Annotated in this window: 14 protein-coding genes; 12 read left to right on the plus strand and 2 right to left on the minus strand. The window is 67.6% G+C overall.

Annotated elements, in window-relative coordinates; all coding sequences use genetic code 11:
- Positions 1 to 127 precede the first annotated feature (127 nt).
- On the minus strand, positions 128 to 1,087 hold the full coding sequence (gene trxB / locus U5O44_RS16530) for a thioredoxin-disulfide reductase (RefSeq protein ID WP_322589507.1): 960 nt from the start codon (positions 1,085 to 1,087) through the stop codon (positions 128 to 130).
- Between the two features lie 205 nt (positions 1,088 to 1,292).
- Between trxB and U5O44_RS16535 the strand changes: the two genes are divergently transcribed.
- The 11 genes from U5O44_RS16535 to U5O44_RS16585 all read left to right on the plus strand — a co-directional run bounded on the left by U5O44_RS16535 (position 1,293) and on the right by U5O44_RS16585 (position 13,410).
- Positions 1,293 to 1,961: a Crp/Fnr family transcriptional regulator gene (locus tag U5O44_RS16535; protein ID WP_310463474.1), complete on the plus strand. Its 669-nt coding sequence runs from the start codon at positions 1,293 to 1,295 to the stop codon at positions 1,959 to 1,961.
- 106 nt (positions 1,962 to 2,067) lie between these two features.
- A complete protein-coding gene (locus U5O44_RS16540) occupies positions 2,068 to 4,719 on the plus strand; it encodes a DNA translocase FtsK (protein ID WP_322589508.1) in 2,652 nt (883 codons plus the stop codon).
- Entirely contained in the window at positions 4,716 to 5,363 is a 648-nt protein-coding gene (gene lolA, locus U5O44_RS16545) for an outer membrane lipoprotein periplasmic chaperone LolA (RefSeq protein ID WP_322589509.1), read from the plus strand. The genes U5O44_RS16540 and lolA overlap by 4 nt, the downstream gene beginning before the upstream one ends.
- Before the next feature lie 44 nt (positions 5,364 to 5,407).
- Positions 5,408 to 6,736 (plus strand): replication-associated recombination protein A, encoded by a 1,329-nt coding sequence (locus tag U5O44_RS16550; RefSeq protein WP_322590520.1) that lies wholly within the window; start codon positions 5,408 to 5,410, stop codon positions 6,734 to 6,736.
- A 211-nt stretch (positions 6,737 to 6,947) separates the two neighbouring features.
- Complete coding sequence (locus U5O44_RS16555; protein WP_322589510.1) at positions 6,948 to 7,883, plus strand: branched-chain amino acid ABC transporter permease; 936 nt, start codon at positions 6,948 to 6,950, stop codon at positions 7,881 to 7,883.
- Positions 7,884 to 7,901: 18 nt separating this feature from the next.
- Complete coding sequence (locus tag U5O44_RS16560; RefSeq protein ID WP_416222194.1) at positions 7,902 to 9,002, plus strand: ABC transporter permease subunit; 1,101 nt, start codon at positions 7,902 to 7,904, stop codon at positions 9,000 to 9,002.
- Between the two features lie 28 nt (positions 9,003 to 9,030).
- Complete coding sequence (locus U5O44_RS16565; RefSeq protein WP_322589511.1) at positions 9,031 to 9,819, plus strand: ABC transporter ATP-binding protein; 789 nt, start codon at positions 9,031 to 9,033, stop codon at positions 9,817 to 9,819.
- Positions 9,820 to 9,841: 22 nt separating this feature from the next.
- On the plus strand, positions 9,842 to 10,591 hold the full coding sequence (locus U5O44_RS16570) for an ABC transporter ATP-binding protein (RefSeq protein WP_322589512.1): 750 nt from the start codon (positions 9,842 to 9,844) through the stop codon (positions 10,589 to 10,591).
- A gap of 74 nt (positions 10,592 to 10,665) precedes the next feature.
- On the plus strand, positions 10,666 to 11,265 hold the full coding sequence (locus tag U5O44_RS16575; protein WP_322589513.1) for a phospholipase D family nuclease: 600 nt from the start codon (positions 10,666 to 10,668) through the stop codon (positions 11,263 to 11,265).
- Positions 11,266 to 11,312: 47 nt separating this feature from the next.
- Positions 11,313 to 12,365 (plus strand): histone deacetylase family protein, encoded by a 1,053-nt coding sequence (locus U5O44_RS16580; protein ID WP_322589514.1) that lies wholly within the window; start codon positions 11,313 to 11,315, stop codon positions 12,363 to 12,365.
- A gap of 40 nt (positions 12,366 to 12,405) precedes the next feature.
- Entirely contained in the window at positions 12,406 to 13,410 is a 1,005-nt protein-coding gene (locus tag U5O44_RS16585; protein ID WP_322589515.1) for a CAP domain-containing protein, read from the plus strand.
- Positions 13,411 to 13,567: 157 nt separating this feature from the next.
- On the opposite strand, the gene ppc is transcribed toward U5O44_RS16585, so the two are convergent.
- Positions 13,568 to 16,429 carry a phosphoenolpyruvate carboxylase gene (ppc, locus tag U5O44_RS16590; protein WP_322589516.1) on the minus strand — a complete coding sequence of 954 codons (2,862 nt, stop codon included), beginning with the start codon at positions 16,427 to 16,429 and terminating at the stop codon, positions 13,568 to 13,570.
- Positions 16,430 to 16,597: 168 nt separating this feature from the next.
- On the opposite strand from ppc, the gene hemC reads away from it, so the two are divergent.
- Positions 16,598 to 17,554, plus strand: a complete 957-nt coding sequence (gene hemC / locus U5O44_RS16595; RefSeq protein WP_322589517.1) for a hydroxymethylbilane synthase — start codon at positions 16,598 to 16,600, stop codon at positions 17,552 to 17,554.

A 17,554-nucleotide genomic window follows, 5' to 3' on the forward strand; every position in this document is an offset into this window, starting at 1 on the left:
CCGGCCTGATGATCACCCCTCCGACAAGCTGCAAAGCCCGTCGGGTCTATTGGCGGCAAAGCGTCGATTATAGAACGGAAATCGACGCCCCCGCCAAATGGCCCGTCGAACGTGCCCGGTCAGGTGCTCACTGCGGGTTCTGTTCCAGGTAGCGCTGGGCGTCGAGGGCGGCCATGCAGCCCGTGCCGGCGCTGGTGATGGCCTGGCGGTAGACGTGGTCCTGCACGTCGCCCGCGGCGAAGATGCCGGGCACGCTGGTCATCGTGGCCAGACCGTTCAGCCCGGAGCGCGTGACGATGTAGCCGTCCTTCATCTCCAGTTGGCCCTTGAAGATGTCCGTGTTCGGCTGGTGGCCGATGGCGATGAAGCAGCCTTTCACGTCCAGATCGCGGGTGCTGTCGTCGGCCGTGCTCTTGAGGCGAACACCCGTCACGCCAGTCTGGTCCCCCAGAACTTCGTCCAGAATTTGAAACAGATGTAACTCCATTTTTCCGGCGGCGACCTTCTCGTGCAGCTTGTCGATCAGGATGGCCTCGGCGCGGAACTTGTCGCGGCGGTGGATCAGATGCACCTTGCTGGCGATGTTCGACAGGTAGAGCGCCTCTTCGACCGCCGTGTTGCCGCCACCGACCACACAGACCTCCTGGCCGCGGTAGAAGAAGCCATCGCAGGTGGCGCAGCCGCTGACGCCGCGGCCCATGAAGGCTTCCTCGGAGGGCAAGCCGATGTACTTGGCGCTGGCGCCGGTGGCGATGATGAGGGCGTCGCAGGTGTAGGTGCCCGAGTCGCCGGTGAGCACGAAGGGCCGCTGCGCGAAGTCCACCGTGTGGATGTGGTCGTAGACCATGGTGGTGTTGAAGCGCTCGGCGTGCTGCTGGAAACGTGCCATCAGCTCTGGCCCCTGTACGCCCATCACGTCGGCGGGCCAGTTGTCCACTTCGGTGGTGGTCATGAGCTGACCGCCCTGGGCCATGCCGGTGACCAGCATCGGCTTGAGGTTGGCGCGGGCAGCATAGATGGCCGCCGTGTAGCCGGCAGGGCCGGATCCGAGGATGAGGACTTGGGCGTGTGTGGAGGTGCTGCTCATGGAGTGCGGTGTCGGTTTGCGTGGCTGCGCGCAGTTTCATTTCCGGGTCACCGCGCTGTTCAACGGGGTGACGCTTCGGTTAGAGTCGCGACGCAATGGACGTGTCGTGAAATGTTGCAGTGCGAAGCTTAGCGGTTCTTGTCTGCCCCGCGCCATGTCCCGCTTTCAATGACAACGATAGACACCAACAAGCAGGAGTAGCCCCATGGCCATGCTCTCAAACCTGGATCTGATTCGACGGGTTCCTCTTTTTTCGATGCTGACCGTGGAGCAGGCGCAGACCATCGCGGACGGCGTGGTCAAGCGCCGCTACCGCCGCGGCGAGATCATCGTCGAGCAAGGCCGCAAGTCGGATGCCCTGTTCATCCTGCTGAGCGGGCGCGCCCGCGTCATCACCTCGGACACCCGGGGCCGCGAGGTCATCCTGGCGGTGCTGGAAGCCGGTGACTACCTCGGCGAGATGAGCCTGATCGACAACGAGCCGCATTCGGCCACCGTGCGCGCCGAAGTGCAGACCGATGTGCTGGTGCTCGGCCGCAACGAGTTCGCGACCTGCCTGCCGGACAATTCCAGCCTGTCGTACGCGATCCTGCGCGGTCTGGTGGCGCGTCTGCGCAATGCCGACCGCCAGATCGAGTCGCTGGCGCTGCTGGATGTGTACGGCCGCGTGGCCCGTGCGCTGCTGGACATGGCCGAGGACGATGAAGGTCGCCGCGTCATCCGCAGCAAGGTCTCGCGTCAGGATCTGGCCAAGGTCGTGGGCGCGTCCCGCGAGATGGTCAGCCGCGTGATGAAGGATCTGGAAGAGCGCGGCCTGATCGAGACGCAGGAAAACGGCTGGGTCGTGCTCACCGAGCGTCTGGCCACCCAGTAATTCTGCGTCCAGTCGGACAAGGCACCGGCCCGGTGCCTCAGTGAACACAAAGCCGCCCCGCTTCATGGCGGCTTTGTCGTTTGTGCGGATGGCGGACAATGCCGAGATGACTTATCCGCTCGGTTCGCTGCGCAGTCCAGCCTCCGCCCAGACGCCTGCCCAGCAGGCCTCGGCTTCCCCTTCCCCTTCTGTTCCCCGCTGGCGTCTGCAGCTGGGGATCACGCTGGGTGGCACCTTGCTGTTGCTCTGGCTCATCGCCATGCTCAGCCACCATCCCGGCGATGCGGCGTTTTCCACCTCCGGTGATGGCCAGCGTCTGCGCAACCATGTCGGCGTGATCGGCGCCTGGGCATCCGACCTGTCTTTCGTGCTGTTCGGTCTGTCCGCCTGGTGGGGGTTGTTGTTTGGCGTGCGGGCCTGGCTGTCGATGGTGGCGCGGCTGCTCCGGGCGGATCTCGCGCCGGTGGATCCGGCTGGCCCGGTGCATTGGCGCCCGCAGTGGCTGACCTGGGTCGGCCTGCTGCTGCTGCTGCTGTCCAGCACGGCCCTGGAGTGGACCCGGCTGTACCAGTTCGAGGGACTGGTCGCGGGCGCCCATGCCGGCGGTGTGCTGGGGGCTGTGCTCGGGCCGTCCAGCATGCGCCTGTTCGGCTTTGTCGGCAGTGGGGTGCTGTGGATCGTCATGCTGCTGCTGGCACTGGCGTGGGCCTTCCAGTTTTCCTGGCTCGGCCTGGCGGAGCGCATCGGCGGCTGGTTCGATGGCTGGCGCGAGCGACGCCAGTCGAGCCGCAAGGAGGCCGAGGACAAGCGCATCGGCGCGCAGGCGCAGATGGCCCGTGAACGCGGCTCGGTGACCGAGCCGGTGCCACTGGACGCCGCAGTGTCGGCGCCAGCGGCGATGCCGACCGCCTCGCGCAAGAAGAAGGACAAGGACCGCGCGCCTGCGCCAGCGGTCGTCGAGCCGGTGTTCGATGCGGAAACCATGCCGGCGGTGCTGCAGGTCTCGCCCACGGACCGGCGCGCAGCGAGCTTCGAACCCGATTTTGTCGACACCGTGCCGGACAGCCTGCCGCCGCTGGTGGCACCGCCCTGGGACGACGCGCTGCCGATGCCGCAGTCCAGCCCACGCCTGGCGACCGTGGTGGCACCGCCTTCCGTGCCCTCCGCACCGGCTCGCCCGGTGGCTGCAGCCGTCCAGGTGCCTGTGCCCTTGCCGGTTCCGGCCGTTGCGCCAGTGACCGTGCCGACCTTGGCGACCTCTGACGGCCCGGCCCGCTTGCCCCAGGTCGGCCTGCTGGACCTGGCCACACTGGCCACCGAAACCGCCACGCCCGAGGCGCTGGAGGCCACCAGCCGCCAGATCGAGCGCAAGCTCGCGGACTTCGGTGTCGAGGTCAAGGTCATCGCCGCGATGCCCGGCCCGGTCATCACGCGCTTCGAGATCGAGCCGGCCACCGGCGTCAAGGGCGCGCAGATCGTCAACCTCGCCAAGGATCTGGCGCGCTCGCTCAGCTTGGTGTCGATCCGCGTGGTCGAGACGATCCCAGGCCGCAACTGCATGGCACTGGAGCTGCCCAACGCCAAGCGCCAGATCATCCGGCTGTCCGAAGTGCTCGGCGCGCCGATCTACACCAACGCCGCGTCGCTGCTGACGCTGGGCTTCGGCAAGGACATCGTCGGCAAGCCGTTTGTGGCCGATCTGGCCAAGATGCCGCACTGCCTGGTGGCCGGTACCACCGGCTCCGGCAAGTCGGTGGGCATCAACAGCATGATCCTGTCGCTGCTCTACAAGGCGGACGCGCGCGACGTGCGCCTGATCCTGATCGACCCGAAGATGCTGGAGATGAGCGTCTACGAGGGCATTCCGCACCTGCTCGCCCCCGTCGTCACCGACATGAAGCAGGCCTCGAACGCGCTCAACTGGTGCGTGGCCGAGATGGAGCGGCGCTACAAGCTGCTCAGCAAGATGGGCGTGCGCAACCTCGCCGGCTACAACAAGAAGATCGACGACGCGACCGAGCGCGAGGAGCTGATCTCCAACCCGTTCAGCCTGACGCCGGAGGAGCCCGAGCCGCTCGACCGCTTGCCGCACATCGTCGTGGTCATCGACGAGCTGGCCGACCTGATGATGGTCGTCGGCAAGAAGATCGAGGAACTCATCGCTCGGCTGGCGCAGAAGGCGCGCGCCGCCGGCATCCACCTGATCCTGGCGACGCAGCGGCCCTCGGTCGACGTGATCACCGGCCTCATCAAGGCCAACATCCCCACCCGGCTGAGCTTCCAGGTCTCCAGCAAGATCGACAGCCGCACCATCCTCGACCAGATGGGCGCGGAAGCCTTGCTGGGGCAGGGCGACATGCTCTACCTCTCGCCGGGCTCGGGCGTGCCGATCCGGGTCCACGGCGCCTTCGTCAGCGATGACGAGGTCCACCGCGTCGTTGAATACCTGAAGTCGCAGGGCGAGCCGAACTACATTGAGGGCATCCTCGAAGGCGGTGTGCTAGACGGCGACGGCGGCAACGACACCAACGCCGAAGGCGGCGGTGGCGACGCCGAGGCCGATCCGATGTACGACCAGGCCGTGGCCGTCGTGCTGCAGAACCGCAAGGCATCGATCTCGCTGGTGCAGCGCCACCTGCGCATCGGCTACAACCGCGCGGCCCGGCTGCTGGAACAAATGGAGCAATCCGGACTCGTATCCAGCATGTCCACCAACGGCAACCGCGACATCCTCGTTCCGGCCCGACCCACCGAATGATGCAGACCCTCCCGAAGTTCTCGTTCCCGACCGCACTGTTGCGCACGGGCGCCCTGGCGCTGGCGCTGCTGAGCCCGGTGCTGGCCCGCGCCGATGCGGTCGAAGCGCTGCGCGGCTTCGTGCAGACGGTGCAGTCCGGCCGCTCGCCGTTCACGCAGGTCGTCACGGCGCCGGACGGCGTGAAGAAAAAGACCACCAGCGGCGAGTTCGAGTTCCAGCGGCCCAACCGCTTCCGCTTCGAGTACACCAAGCCCTACGAGCAGCAGATCGTCTCCGATGGCCAGAAGGTCTGGCTGTTCGACGTGGACCTGAACCAGGTGACCGTGCGCGCATTTGACCAGGTGCTCGGCTCGACGCCGGCGGCGTTGCTGGCGGGCGGCAATCTGGAGCGGGATTTCACCTTGCAGGCTGACGCCGATGCCGGCGGCCTGCAGTGGGTCCAAGCCCAGCCCAAGGTCAAGGAAGGGCAGATCCGCCAGTTGCGTGTCGGCTTCCGCGGCAAGGAGCTGGCGGCGATCGAACTGGTCGATGCGCTCGGTCAGCGCTCGCGGCTCGACTTCAGCCGCTTCGAGCCGAACGTGACGCTGGCGCCGACGCGCTTCAAGTTCACTGCGCCGGCGGGCGCCGACGTGCTGCAGCAGTGAGCGCTCCGCTCGGGGGTCAACCATCGGGGGATCTGTTCGGCGCGCTGCCGGACGCCGATCCGGCCCCCGCGCCTCCGCCCACGACACCCTCGGCCGCCGACGCCCCGCTGGCCGAGCGCCTGCGCCCGCGCCACCTTGACGAGGTGATCGGCCAGCAAGGCCTACTCGGCCCGGGTAAGCCGCTGCGGGTGGCGTTCGAGTCAGGGCGGCCGCACTCGATGATCCTGTGGGGGCCGCCCGGCGTCGGCAAGACGACGCTCGCCCGGCTGATGGCCGACGCCTTCGACAGCCATTTTGTGCAGATCTCGGCCGTGCTTGGCGGCGTCAAGGACATCCGCGACGCAGTCGAGCAGGCGAAGCTGGCCCAGTCGCGGGGCAAGCGCTGCATCGTCTTCGTGGACGAGGTGCACCGCTTCAACAAGGCGCAGCAGGACGCCTTCCTGCCCCACGTCGAGTCCGGCCTGTTCACCTTCATCGGCGCCACGACCGAAAACCCGTCCTTCGAGGTCAACTCGGCGCTGCTGTCGCGGGCGACGGTGCATGTGCTGCAACCGCTGTCCGACGACGACTTGCACACGCTGCTGGCCACCGCCCGCGCCGCGCTCCAGGCCGCCGAGCCGACGCTCGAGGCCGCGCAGCGCCTGATCGCCTATGCGGACGGCGACGCGCGCCGCCTGCTCAACACCTACGAGAACGTGGTGCGCATGGTCGGCACCGAGGCCGTTCTCGACGACGCCGCGCTGGAGCGCAGCCTGGGTGCACAGCTGCGCCGCTACGACAAGGGTGGTGACCAGTTCTACGACACGGTCTCGGCGCTGCACAAGTCCGTGCGCGGCAGCAGCCCGGATGCGGCGCTGTACTGGTTCGCGCGCATGGTCGACGGCGGGGTCGACCCGCGCTACATCGCCCGGCGCCTGATCCGCATGGCCACCGAGGACATCGGGCTGGCCGATCCGCGCGCGCTGCGGCTGGCGCTGGATGCGAGCGAGACCTACGAGCGGCTTGGTTCGCCGGAAGGGGAGCTGGCGCTGGCGCAGGCGGTCGTCTACTTGGCCGTAGCGCCCAAGTCGAACGCGGTCTACACGGCGTGGAAGGCGGCGCGGGCCTTCGTGCAGCAGGACGGCTCGCGGCCGGTGCCGCTGCACCTGCGCAATGCGCCGACGAAGCTGATGCGGGATCTCGACCACGGTCGGAATTATCGGTATGCCCACGACGAGGCGGACGGATATCCGTCCGGTGAGCAGTATTTCCCGGACGCCCACGACCCCGCACCGCGCTTCTATGCGCCGGTGGACCGCGGGCTGGAGATCCGCATCGGCGAGAAGCTCGCCCAACTGCGGCAACTCGACGAAGAAGCCAGAAAAAAGCGCTGATTAACCGGCGTTTGCCCGGTGATTGGCGGATGTTCTGCGCTTCGCCTAGCGCAAACGCGCATCGTTGGCTGCACAGTGCCCGCCTAGAATCCGTGTGCGGAAAGCCGCGGCAGGATGTCACGCCCTGTCGCCTGACCGAGCGGCCAGCGGGGGGACTTCCCTGGCACGCACCTTGCGATATTGCCCGGCAGCGGTCACAGGAGAGCTTGGAATGGATATCTTTGTACAGCAGATCATCAACGGACTGGTGCTCGGGAGCATGTATGCCCTCGTCGCGCTGGGCTACACGATGGTCTACGGCATCATCAGCCTGATCAACTTCGCGCACGGCGAGGTGCTCATGGTCGGCGCCATGGTCAGCTGGACCGTGGCGACCTTTCTGCTCGATACGGCCTCGCCCATGCCGGGCTGGCTGATCATGCTGATCTCTGCGGTGGCGGCGATCATCGTCTGCTCCCTGCTCAACTACACGATCGAGAAGATCGCCTACCGCCCGCTGCGCAACGCACCGCGCCTGGCCCCGCTGATCACCGCGATGGGCATGAGCCTGCTGCTGCAGACGCTGGCGATGATCATCTGGAAACCGAACCCCAAGCCGTATCCGCAACTGCTGCCGGTCGAGATATTCTTCCTGTGGGAGGACGGTCCGGTCATCACCATCACGCAGATCCTGATCCTGGTCATCACCGCGCTGTCGCTGGGCGGGCTGCTGTGGCTGGTCAACAAGACCAAGCTCGGCCGTGCCATGCGTGCCACCGCCGAGAACCCGCGGGTCGCCGGCCTGATGGGCGTGCGCCCTGACCACATCATCAGCGCCACCTTCGTCATCGGCGCGGCCCTGGCGGCCATCGCCGGGATCATGTGGGCGGCCAACTACGGCACGCTGCAGCACACCATGGGCTTCATGCCGGGCCTGAAGGCGTTCACCGCCGCGGTGTTCGGCGGCATCGGCAACCTCGCCGGGGCGATGGTCGGCGGCGTGCTGCTCGGTCTGATCGAGGCGATCGGTGCCGGCTACCTGGGCGACCTGACCGGCGGGCTGTTCGGCAGCCACTATGTCGAGATCTTCGCCTTCCTCGTCCTCATCCTGGTCCTCACCGTGCGTCCGTCCGGCCTGCTGGGCGAGCGTGTGGCAGACCGCGCCTGACGCCCGAGGAGACACCCCATGCAAAACCTCCAATCCATGGACAAGACCAAGCAGTTGCTGGTGTTCGCGCTGGCGGCCGTCGCGCTGCTGGCTTTGCCGCTGTTCGCGGCGCAGTTCGGCCACGGCTGGGTGCGCATCATGGCGCTGGCCCTGCTGTACGTGATGCTGGCGCTCGGGCTGAACATCGTGGTGGGCTACGCCGGCCTGCTCGACCTCGGCTATGTCGCGTTCTACGCGGTCGGGGCCTATCTGTATGCCCTGGTCGCTTCGCCGCATCTCACCGACAACTTCGAGTCCCTGAAAGCGGCGTATCCAAACGGGATGCACTTTCCGATCTGGGCGGTCGTGCCGATCGCGGCGGCGGTGGCCGCTGTCTGCGGCATGGTGCTGGGTGCGCCGACGCTGAAGCTGCGCGGTGACTACCTGGCCATCGTGACGCTGGGCTTCGGTGAAATCATCCGCGTGTTCATGAACAACCTCGAACACCCGGTCAACATCACCAACGGCCCGCGTGGCATCAGCCAGATCGACCCGATGAACGTCTTCGGGGTGGACTTCGGCAAGCCGCTGGACCTGTTCGGCTACTCGATTCCGCCGGTGGCGCTGTACTACTACCTGTTCCTCGCGCTGGTGATCCTGACCGTCATCATCAGCCACCGGCTGGAGGTGTCGCGCATCGGCCGCGCCTGGATGGCCATCCGCGAAGACGAGATCGCCGCCAAGGCGATGGGCCTGAACACCCGCAACCTCAAGCTGCTGGCCTTCGGCATGGGCGCCACCTTCGGCGGTGTCTCAGGCGCCATGTTCGCGGCCTTCCAGGGCTTCATCTCGCCCGAGTCGTTCACGCTGGCCGAGTCGGTGATGATCGTGGCGATGGTGGTGCTGGGCGGAATCGGGCACATCCCCGGTGTCATCCTGGGCGCGCTGCTGCTGTCGGCGCTGCCGGAGGTGCTGCGCTATGTCGCCGGTGACATCCAGGCGATGACGGGCGGACGGCTGGACGCCTCCATCCTGCGCCAGCTGCTGATCGCGCTGGCGATGATCACGATCATGCTGGTGCGCCAGCGCGGCCTGTGGCCCGCCCCGGAGCACGGCAAGGCCGCTCCGGCCGCCAAGTGAAGCGCAAGCGAACAGGAGCATCCTTCCCATGAGCAAGAACACTTCGGACATCGTCCTGGAAGTCAAGGGCGTCTCCAAGCGCTTCGGTGGCCTGCAAGCCCTGTCGGAGGTGGGCATCACCATCCACAAGGGCCAGGTCTACGGCCTGATCGGCCCGAACGGCGCCGGTAAGACGACCTTCTTCAACGTCATCACCGGCCTCTACACCCCGGACGGCGGCACCTTCCACCTTGGTGGTGCGCCCTACACGCCGACCGCAGTGCACGAAGTCGCCGCGGCCGGCATCGCCCGCACCTTCCAGAACATCCGGCTCTTCCCCGAGATGACGGCGCTGGAGAACGTCATGGTCGGCCGCCACGTGCGCACGCACTCCGGCCTGATCGGCGCCATCTTCCGCACCCCTGGCTTCAAGGCCGAGGAACGGGCCATCGCCGAGCGGGCGCAGGAGCTGCTGGACTATGTCGGCATCGGCAAGTTCGCCGAGTACAAGGCGCGCACGCTGTCCTATGGTGACCAGCGCCGCCTGGAGATCGCCCGTGCGCTGGCCACCGACCCCAAGCTGATCGCGCTGGACGAGCCCGCCGCCGGCATGAACGCCACCGAGAAGGTCGTGCTGCGCGAGCTGATCGACCAGATCCGCCGCGACGGCCGCACCATCCTCATCATCGAGCACGACGTGAAGCTGGTGATGGGACTGTGCGACCGGCTGACCGTGCTCGACTACGGCAAGCAGATCGCCGAGGGCACGCCGGCCGAGGTGCAGAAGAACGAGAAGGTGATCGAGGCCTACCTGGGCAGCGGTCACAAGGCCCACTGAACGCAGCAGGACATCCGATCACATGGCAACCGCAACGAACCTCAAGACCAGCGGCAGCGGCCAGGTCCTGCTGAGCATCGAGAACCTGAAGGTCGCCTACGGCGGCATCCAGGCCGTCAAGGGCGTGACCTTCGAGGTCCGCGAGGGTGAACTCGTCAGCCTGATCGGCGCCAACGGCGCCGGCAAGACGACCTCGCTGAAGGCGGTCACCGGCATCCAGCCGATCGCCGACGGCGACGTGAAATACCTCGGCAAGAGCCTGAAAGGGCAGGGCGCCTGGGATCTGGCCAAGCAGGGGCTGGTGATGATCCCGGAAGGCCGGGGCACCTTCACCCGCATGACCATCACCGAAAACCTGCAGATGGGCGCCTACACGCGCAACGACAATGCCGAGATCGCGGCGGACATCGACAAGGTGTTCACCATCTTTCCGCGCCTGAAGGAGCGCCGTGACCAGCTCGCCGGCACGATGTCCGGCGGCGAGCAGCAGATGCTGGCGATGGGCCGCGCGCTGATGGCCCGCCCGAAGGTGCTGCTGCTGGACGAGCCCTCGATGGGTCTGTCGCCGATCATGGTCGACAAGATCTTCGAGGTGGTCAGCGACATCCACAAGCAGGGCGTGACCATGCTGCTGGTCGAGCAGAACGCCAGCCGCGCGCTGGCCGTGGCCGACCGTGGCTATGTGATGGAGTCCGGTCTCATCACGATGACCGGCCCGGGCCGGGATCTGCTGGCCGATCCGAAGGTGCGGGCGGCCTACCTGGGCGAGTGAGTCGATCGCAGACAGGGGCAGGCGTGCGGGCGTGGGATGATCCAGCTCCCGCCCGAAATGCAATCTGTCTCTCCATGGTCCGTGTTTCCGCTTTCCCGTCGCCCCGTCTGTTCCTGACCGCCCTGATCGGCCTGGCGCTGTCGGCGTCCGCGGCCACGTCGCTGGCCCGCACCGATAAGCCCCCTGCCGCGGCACTCGCCGCCGGCTACCAGGCGTTCTCGCCGCGTGCCTCCTACCGCCTGTGTTTCAACCCGGACGGCGACTCCTGCGAGGCGCTGCTCATCGAGACCCTGCGCGCGACGCGGCGCACCCTGCATGTGCAGGCGTATTACTTCACCAGCGCCCCCCTCGCCCAGGCCGTCAAGCAGGCCAAGGACCGCGGCGTGGAGGTGCAGGTCATCCTGGACAAGAGCCAGGTCAATGACAAATACACCAGCGCGACCTTCCTGAAGAATGCGGGCGTGCCGGTGTTCATCGACGCCAAGCCCGCCATCGCGCACAACAAGGTGATGATCTTCGACGGCCGCGCCGTCTTCACCGGCTCGTACAACTTCACCAAGTCCGCCGAGAAGCGCAACACCGAAAATGGCCTGCTGATCCGCGACGATGCGGCACTGGTGAAGGCCTACCTGGACAACTGGAAGGCGCGTTTCGCGCTGTCCGAGCCGTACTGAGACGGAATGAACCGTGCCGCGCGGCACCGACCTTCGCAGGAGATTCCATGCGCATCGTCCACAACCCTGAGCACCACCGCCACGACGCCCGCCACGAGATGTACCGCGGGCGGCTGGTGCCCTGCCATGAGACGCCCGACCGGCTGGCCTTCGTGCTGGAGGCGCTGCGGCAGCGGCCGGTCGGGGTGCTGAGCGGGCCGGAGGCGGTGGCCGATGCCGTGCTCGCGTCGGTCCATGCGCCGCGTTACCTCGATTTCCTGGCCCGCGCCTGGGACGACTGGGTGGCGCTGGATCCGGCCAATGCTGCGCTCGACATCCTGCCGTCGGTGTGGCCGGTGCGCGGGTTCCGGCATGACGTGGAACCGCGCAACTTCGCCGCCCGGCTGGGGCTGTACTCGTTCGACGCCGGCAGTCCGATGGTGGCCGGCACCTGGGCTGCGGCCCGGGCGGGTGCGGCCTGTGCGGTGACGGCGGCGCGGGCCGTGCTGGCAGGCGAAGGCAGCGCGCTGGCGCTCACCCGCCCCCCGGGCCACCATGCCGGACCGGACTTCTTCGGTGGCTACTGCTTCCTCAACAACGCTGCGCTGGCAGCCCAGACGCTGCGCGACGGGGGCGCCGCGCGGGTGGCAGTGCTCGATGTCGACTACCACCATGGCAATGGCACGCAGACGATCTTCTACGCCCGCGACGATGTGCTGACCGTGTCGCTCCACGGCGATCCGATGACCGAGTACCCCTTCTTCCTCGGCCATGCCGACGAGCAGGGCGACGGAGCCGGGCACGGCTGCAACCTCAACCTGCCGCTGCCCCGCGGCACGTCGGCACAGACCTGGTTCGACACGCTCGACCATGCTGCGTGCGCAGTCGGGCGCTTCCGGCCGGACGCGCTGGTGGTGGCGCTGGGCGTGGACACCTTCGAAGGCGACCCGATCTCCGGGTTTCAGCTGCGCAGTGCCGATTACCTGCGGCTCGGCGAGCGGCTGGCGCGCATGGGACTGCCGACGGTGTTCACGATGGAGGGTGGCTACGCCGTGGCCGATGTGGGTCTCCATGTGGTCAACGTGCTGCAAGGCTTCATCGAGCCTGCGCAGGCGCGCTAGCCTTGCATTCCTTTTTGTCCTGACCTGGGAGTTGTCCGCCATGTCCATGCCGTTCACTTTGTTTCCTGCCGCACGTGCGGCGCTGGCCTTGTCGCTGCCCCTATGGCTGGTGCTGGCAGGCTGCGGCGGCGGCGGCGCTGCAGCGGGCACCGGATCGGGAGATGGGGCCATCGACGGTAGCTCCGACTTCGCGACCGCCGCGCGCACGCTCTACACGGCACTGCCCGACACCAGCATCTGCCGCGCCGGCACCTTGACCGCAGCGGAGCGATCCGGTGTCCTGGCGACCGTCAACACCATCCGCGCTGCGCACGGTCTGGCTGCCGTCAGTCTCGACACGGCCGGCGAGAACGAGGTGATGCAGGCGGCGCTGATGTCGGTCGTCAATGGCCAGCTCAGCCACACGCCACCGACCACCTGGGGCTGCTACAGCGCTGCGGGCAGGACAGGCGCCGAGACCGGGAATCTCTACCTCGGCGGTCCCAGCGCCTTCCTGACGCTCGCCCCTTCCGCCTCGATCCTGACGAGCTGGCTGGCGGATGTCGGCAGCGAGGCCACACTGGGGCACCGCCGCTGGATGCTCGACCCGTTTCTGAAACAGATCGCCTTCGGCCGTGTCGATGTGCAGGCTGCCAGCGGGGTGCGCACCACCGGCGCGGTCCTCAAGGTGATCTACGGCACCGATGGCGTCGGCCCGGTCACCTCTGACTACGTCGCCTACCCGGTCGGTGACTACAAGAAGGCGTATTTCCAGGGCAACCCGATCCAGTCCTTCACGGCCATCGCCGACAAGGCCAGCCGCACTGCCAATGGCCTGAGCAAGGTCGATTACGGTGTGGCGACGGTCTCGGTCGTGCCCCGCGGAGGCACGGCGCTGTCCGTCTCCGAGGTGTCGCCCGACTATGTCGGCTATGGCGTGCCCAATCTCCTGCGCTTCCGGGCGGCGGGCATCACAGCGGGCGTGGTGCACGACGTGACGGTCGCCAATGTCCGGGTGAACGGTGTGCTGCGCAGTTACAGCTACAGCTTCCGGCTGGTGGATTGAGCCGAACCGAACGGGGCTTGGACGCTACCTTGTCCACCATCCCTGTGGATAACCCTGTGGAAAATGGGTGGTCAAGCGTCGCAAGTCCTTGTCGGAAAAGGGTTTGCGTTGGAGTGCCTGTTTTTTGGGCACTCCGCCAGCCGAGGGGCTCCCGGGCTCAACCCGTGTTCCGCAACCCCGCCGCCACCCCGTTGATCGAGATGTGGATGCCGCGCTGCAGCCGCTCCAGCGTCGCGTCGCCCGCCGTCTTGGCGTCCGCCGGACGCTGCCGGTAGCGGCGCATCAGCTCGACCTGCAGGTGGTTCAGCGGGTCGAGGTAGGGGAAGCGGTGCTCGATCGAGCGCGCCAGCGTCGGGTTGTTCGCCAGGCGCTGGGTGTCGCCGGTGATCTGGTTCAGCGCGTCGTGGGTGCGCTGCCACTCGGCCTCGATCGCGGCGAAGATCTTCTTGCCGAGCTTCTTGTCCTCGACCAGATCGAGGTAGCGCGCCGCGATGCGCAGGTCGGTCTTGGCCAGCACCATGTCCAGGTTCGACAGCAGGGTGCGGAAGAACGGCCATTCCCGGCACATCGTCTGCAGCAGCGCCAGCCGCTCGGCGCGCAACTTGTCGGTCTTGCCGTTGGCCAGATAGGCCTCCACCGCCGAGCCGAAGCCGCACCAGCCCGGCAACGCCACCCGACACTGGCCCCACGAGAACCCCCACGGAATCGCGCGCAGGTCTTCGATGGCCCGCGTCGCCTTGCGTGAGGCGGGGCGCGAGCCGATGTTCAGCTCGGCGATCTCGCGGATCGGCGTGGCGCTGAAGAAATAGTCGGTGAAGCCCGGGGTCTCGTAGACCAGCTTGCGGTACGCCGCCATGCTCGCCGACGAGATCTCGGCCGCCGCATCGAGGAAGCTGCGCGGCGCGCTCTTCGTCGGGTGCAGCAGCGTGGCCTCCAGCGTGGCGGCGACCAGCGTCTCCAGGTTGCGCAGGCCGATTTCCGGGTGCGCGTACTTGGAGGCGATGACCTCGCCCTGCTCGGTCAGGCGGATCTGGCCGTTCACGGTGCCTGGGGGCTGCGCGAGGATGGCCTGGTAGCTCGGGCCGCCGCCACGTCCCACCGTGCCGCCACGGCCGTGGAACAGGCGCAATGTGATGCCGTGGCTGCTGCCCAGCGCGTCGAACAGCTCGACCAGCGCGAGTTCGGCTGCGTACAGCTCCCAGTTGCTGGTGAAGAAGCCGCCGTCCTTGTTGCTGTCGGAGTAGCCGAGCATGATGTCCTGCTCCGCACCCGAGCGCTGCACCAGCCCCGCGACACCGGGCAGCGCATAGAACTGCTGCATGATCGGCGCGGCATTGCGCAGGTCGCCGATGGTCTCGAACAGCGGCACGACGATCAGGTCGTTGACCGCGGCGCCGCTGTCCAGCGTGCCGCGCAGCAGGCCGACTTCCTTCTGCAGCACCAGCACTTCGAGCAGGTCGCTCACGTCCTCCGTGTGGCTGATGATGTAGTGGCGCAGCGCGTGGCGGCCGTAGCGGGCGAGCATCAGGCGGGCCGTCTCGAAGATCGCCAGTTCGCTGCGGGCATGGTCCGAGTAGTCGGCGCCGATCACGCGCAGCGAACGCGCGTCGTTCAGCACGCGCATCAGCAGCTCGCGCCGGCTGGTCTCGTCCAGCGCGCTGTAGTCGGCCTCGATGCGCGCCGTGCGCAGCAGCTCGGCGACGACCTCCTCATGCTTGTCCGAACTCTGGCGCAGGTCGACCGTGGCCAGGTGGAAGCCGAACACCTCGACCGCGCGCATCAGCGGCGTCAGGCGCGGCGCGATCAGGGCCTGGGCGTGGTGGAACTTCAGCGAGGCTTCGATCACCTTCAGGTCGGCCAGGAACTCCTCGGCCGAGGCATACGGGTTCTGCGGCGCGACGGCGTGGCGCAGCGCCTCGGTGCCGGTCAGTGCGTGCAGCGTCGCGGCCAGCCGGGCGTACACGCCGATCAGGGCACGGCGATACGGCTCGTCCTCGCGGTGGGCATTCTGGTCGGGTGAGCGCTCGGCCAGCGCGGCCATCTCGGGCGTGATCGGCGCCAGCAGCAGCGACATCGACAGCTCCGCACCCAGTTCGTGCACCTCGGTCAGGTAGTGGCGCAGCACGGTCTCGCTCTGGCGCGACAGCGCGAGCTGGAGCGTCTCGGCGGTGACGAAGGGGTTGCCGTCGCGGTCGCCGCCGATCCAGTTGCCCATGCGGAAGAAGTTGGCGATCGGGCGACCGGGCAGGGCGTTTTCCACCTCGCGGTACATCTTCGGGATCTGGCGCAGGAAGGTGCTGCGGTAGTAGGACAGCGCGTTCTCGATCTCGTCCGAGACGGTCAGCTTGGTGTAGCGCAGCATGCGTGTCTGCCAGAGCTGCGTGACGCGGGCGGTCAGCATCGTCTCGTTGTCGGCGCGCTCGCGGGCGGTGTGCAGGCCGTCGCGCTCGCCGATCAGCTCGGCCACGGCGCGCTCGGCGTCGAGGATGGACTTGCGCTGCACCTCGGTCGGGTGCGCGGTCAGCACGGGCGAGATGTGTGCGTGGTCCAGCGTGCGGGCGATGTCGTCGGCGCGGATGTCGGCGTCGGCCAGCCGCTCGAAGGTCATCGCCAGCGAGCCTTCCTGCAGGTGGCCCTGGCGCTCATGCACGTCGCGGCGGCGCACATGGTGGCGGTCCTCGGCGATGTTGGCCAGGTGCGAGAAGTAGCTGAAGGCGCGGATGACGCTGACGGTCTGGTCCACCGAGAGGTTCTTCAGCAGGCGGTCGAGCGCCTTGCCGGCGGTCGCGTCCTGCTTGAGGCGGTAGGCGACGGAGAGCTGGCGGATCTTCTCGACCAGTTCGTAGGCGGCCTTGCCTTCCTGTTCGCGGATCACGTCGCCGAGGATGCGTCCGAGCAGGCGGATGTCCTCGACGAGCGGGCGGTTCTTCTCGGCCGCGTCGGCCGGGGAACCGGTCTCGACCACGGTGTCTGGGGCGGCAACGGGGCCGGACGAGCGGGAGCGGGCGGCGCGGGGCATTGAAACCTCGATATCGGAAGATTGGTAATCTGGTTACGCGACAAATTCTAGCATCGCGTATTTTGAACGCATCTCGCAACAAGCAATTTCGAGGCCGACGGCCCTGGGGCGGCGGGTGTTGTGGCATCGCGTGGGTGATGCAGGATGGTGATGCGGGAGAATGCGGGAATGAACACACTGTCGCCCCCGTGCACCATCGCTACCCGCGAAAGCCGCCTGGCCTTGTGGCAGGCCGAACATGTCCAGGCGCTGCTGCGCGCGCGCTTCGGCTGGACGGTCGACCTGCTGGGCATGACGACCCGCGGTGACCAGATCCTCGACCGCGCGCTGTCCAAGGTGGGCGGCAAGGGGTTGTTCGTCAAGGAACTCGAAGTCGCGCTCGAAGAGGGCCGCGCGCACCTGGCCGTGCATTCGCTCAAGGATGTGCCGATGGAGCTGCCCGCCGGTTTCACGCTGTGCACCGTTCTGGAGCGCGAAGACCCGCGCGACGCCTGGGTGTCGAACCATTTCGACTCGGTGCAGGCGCTGCCGCCGGGCGCGAAGGTCGGCACGTCGAGCCTGCGCCGCGTGGTGCAGCTCAAGGCGGTGCGGCCCGATCTGGACGTGCAGCCGCTGCGCGGCAACCTCGACACGCGCCTGCGCAAGCTGGATGAGGGCCAGTACGACGGCATCGTGCTGGCGGCGGCGGGGCTGAAGCGGCTGGGGCTGGAGGCGCGCATCCGGGCGGTGATCGACCCGCAGGTGATGCTGCCAGCGGCGGGGCAGGGTGCGCTTGGCATCGAGGTGCGCACCGACAACGTGGCGCTGCGCGAGGCATTGGCGACGCTGATCGACACGCCGACCTGGCTGGCGGTGCATGCCGAGCGGGCCGTGTCGCGTGCGCTCGGCGGCAGCTGCAGCATGCCGCTGGCGGCGCACGTGACCTGGCGCGGCGCGACGATGGTGCTGGAAGCCCGCCTCGGCCACCCGACCGATGCCGCGCAGCCGCTGCTGATGGCGCAGGTCGATGGCGCGGTGACCGACGTGACCGGCGCCGAGGCGCTGGGCCTGTCGGTGGCGCAACGGCTGCGCGATGGCGGCGGGATGGCCTACCTGGCCGCAGCCGACGCGCTGGCGGCGGCCTGA

The organism is Sphaerotilus sp., from assembly GCF_034519685.1.
In the GTDB taxonomy this organism is placed as follows: domain Bacteria; phylum Pseudomonadota; class Gammaproteobacteria; order Burkholderiales; family Burkholderiaceae_C; genus Sphaerotilus.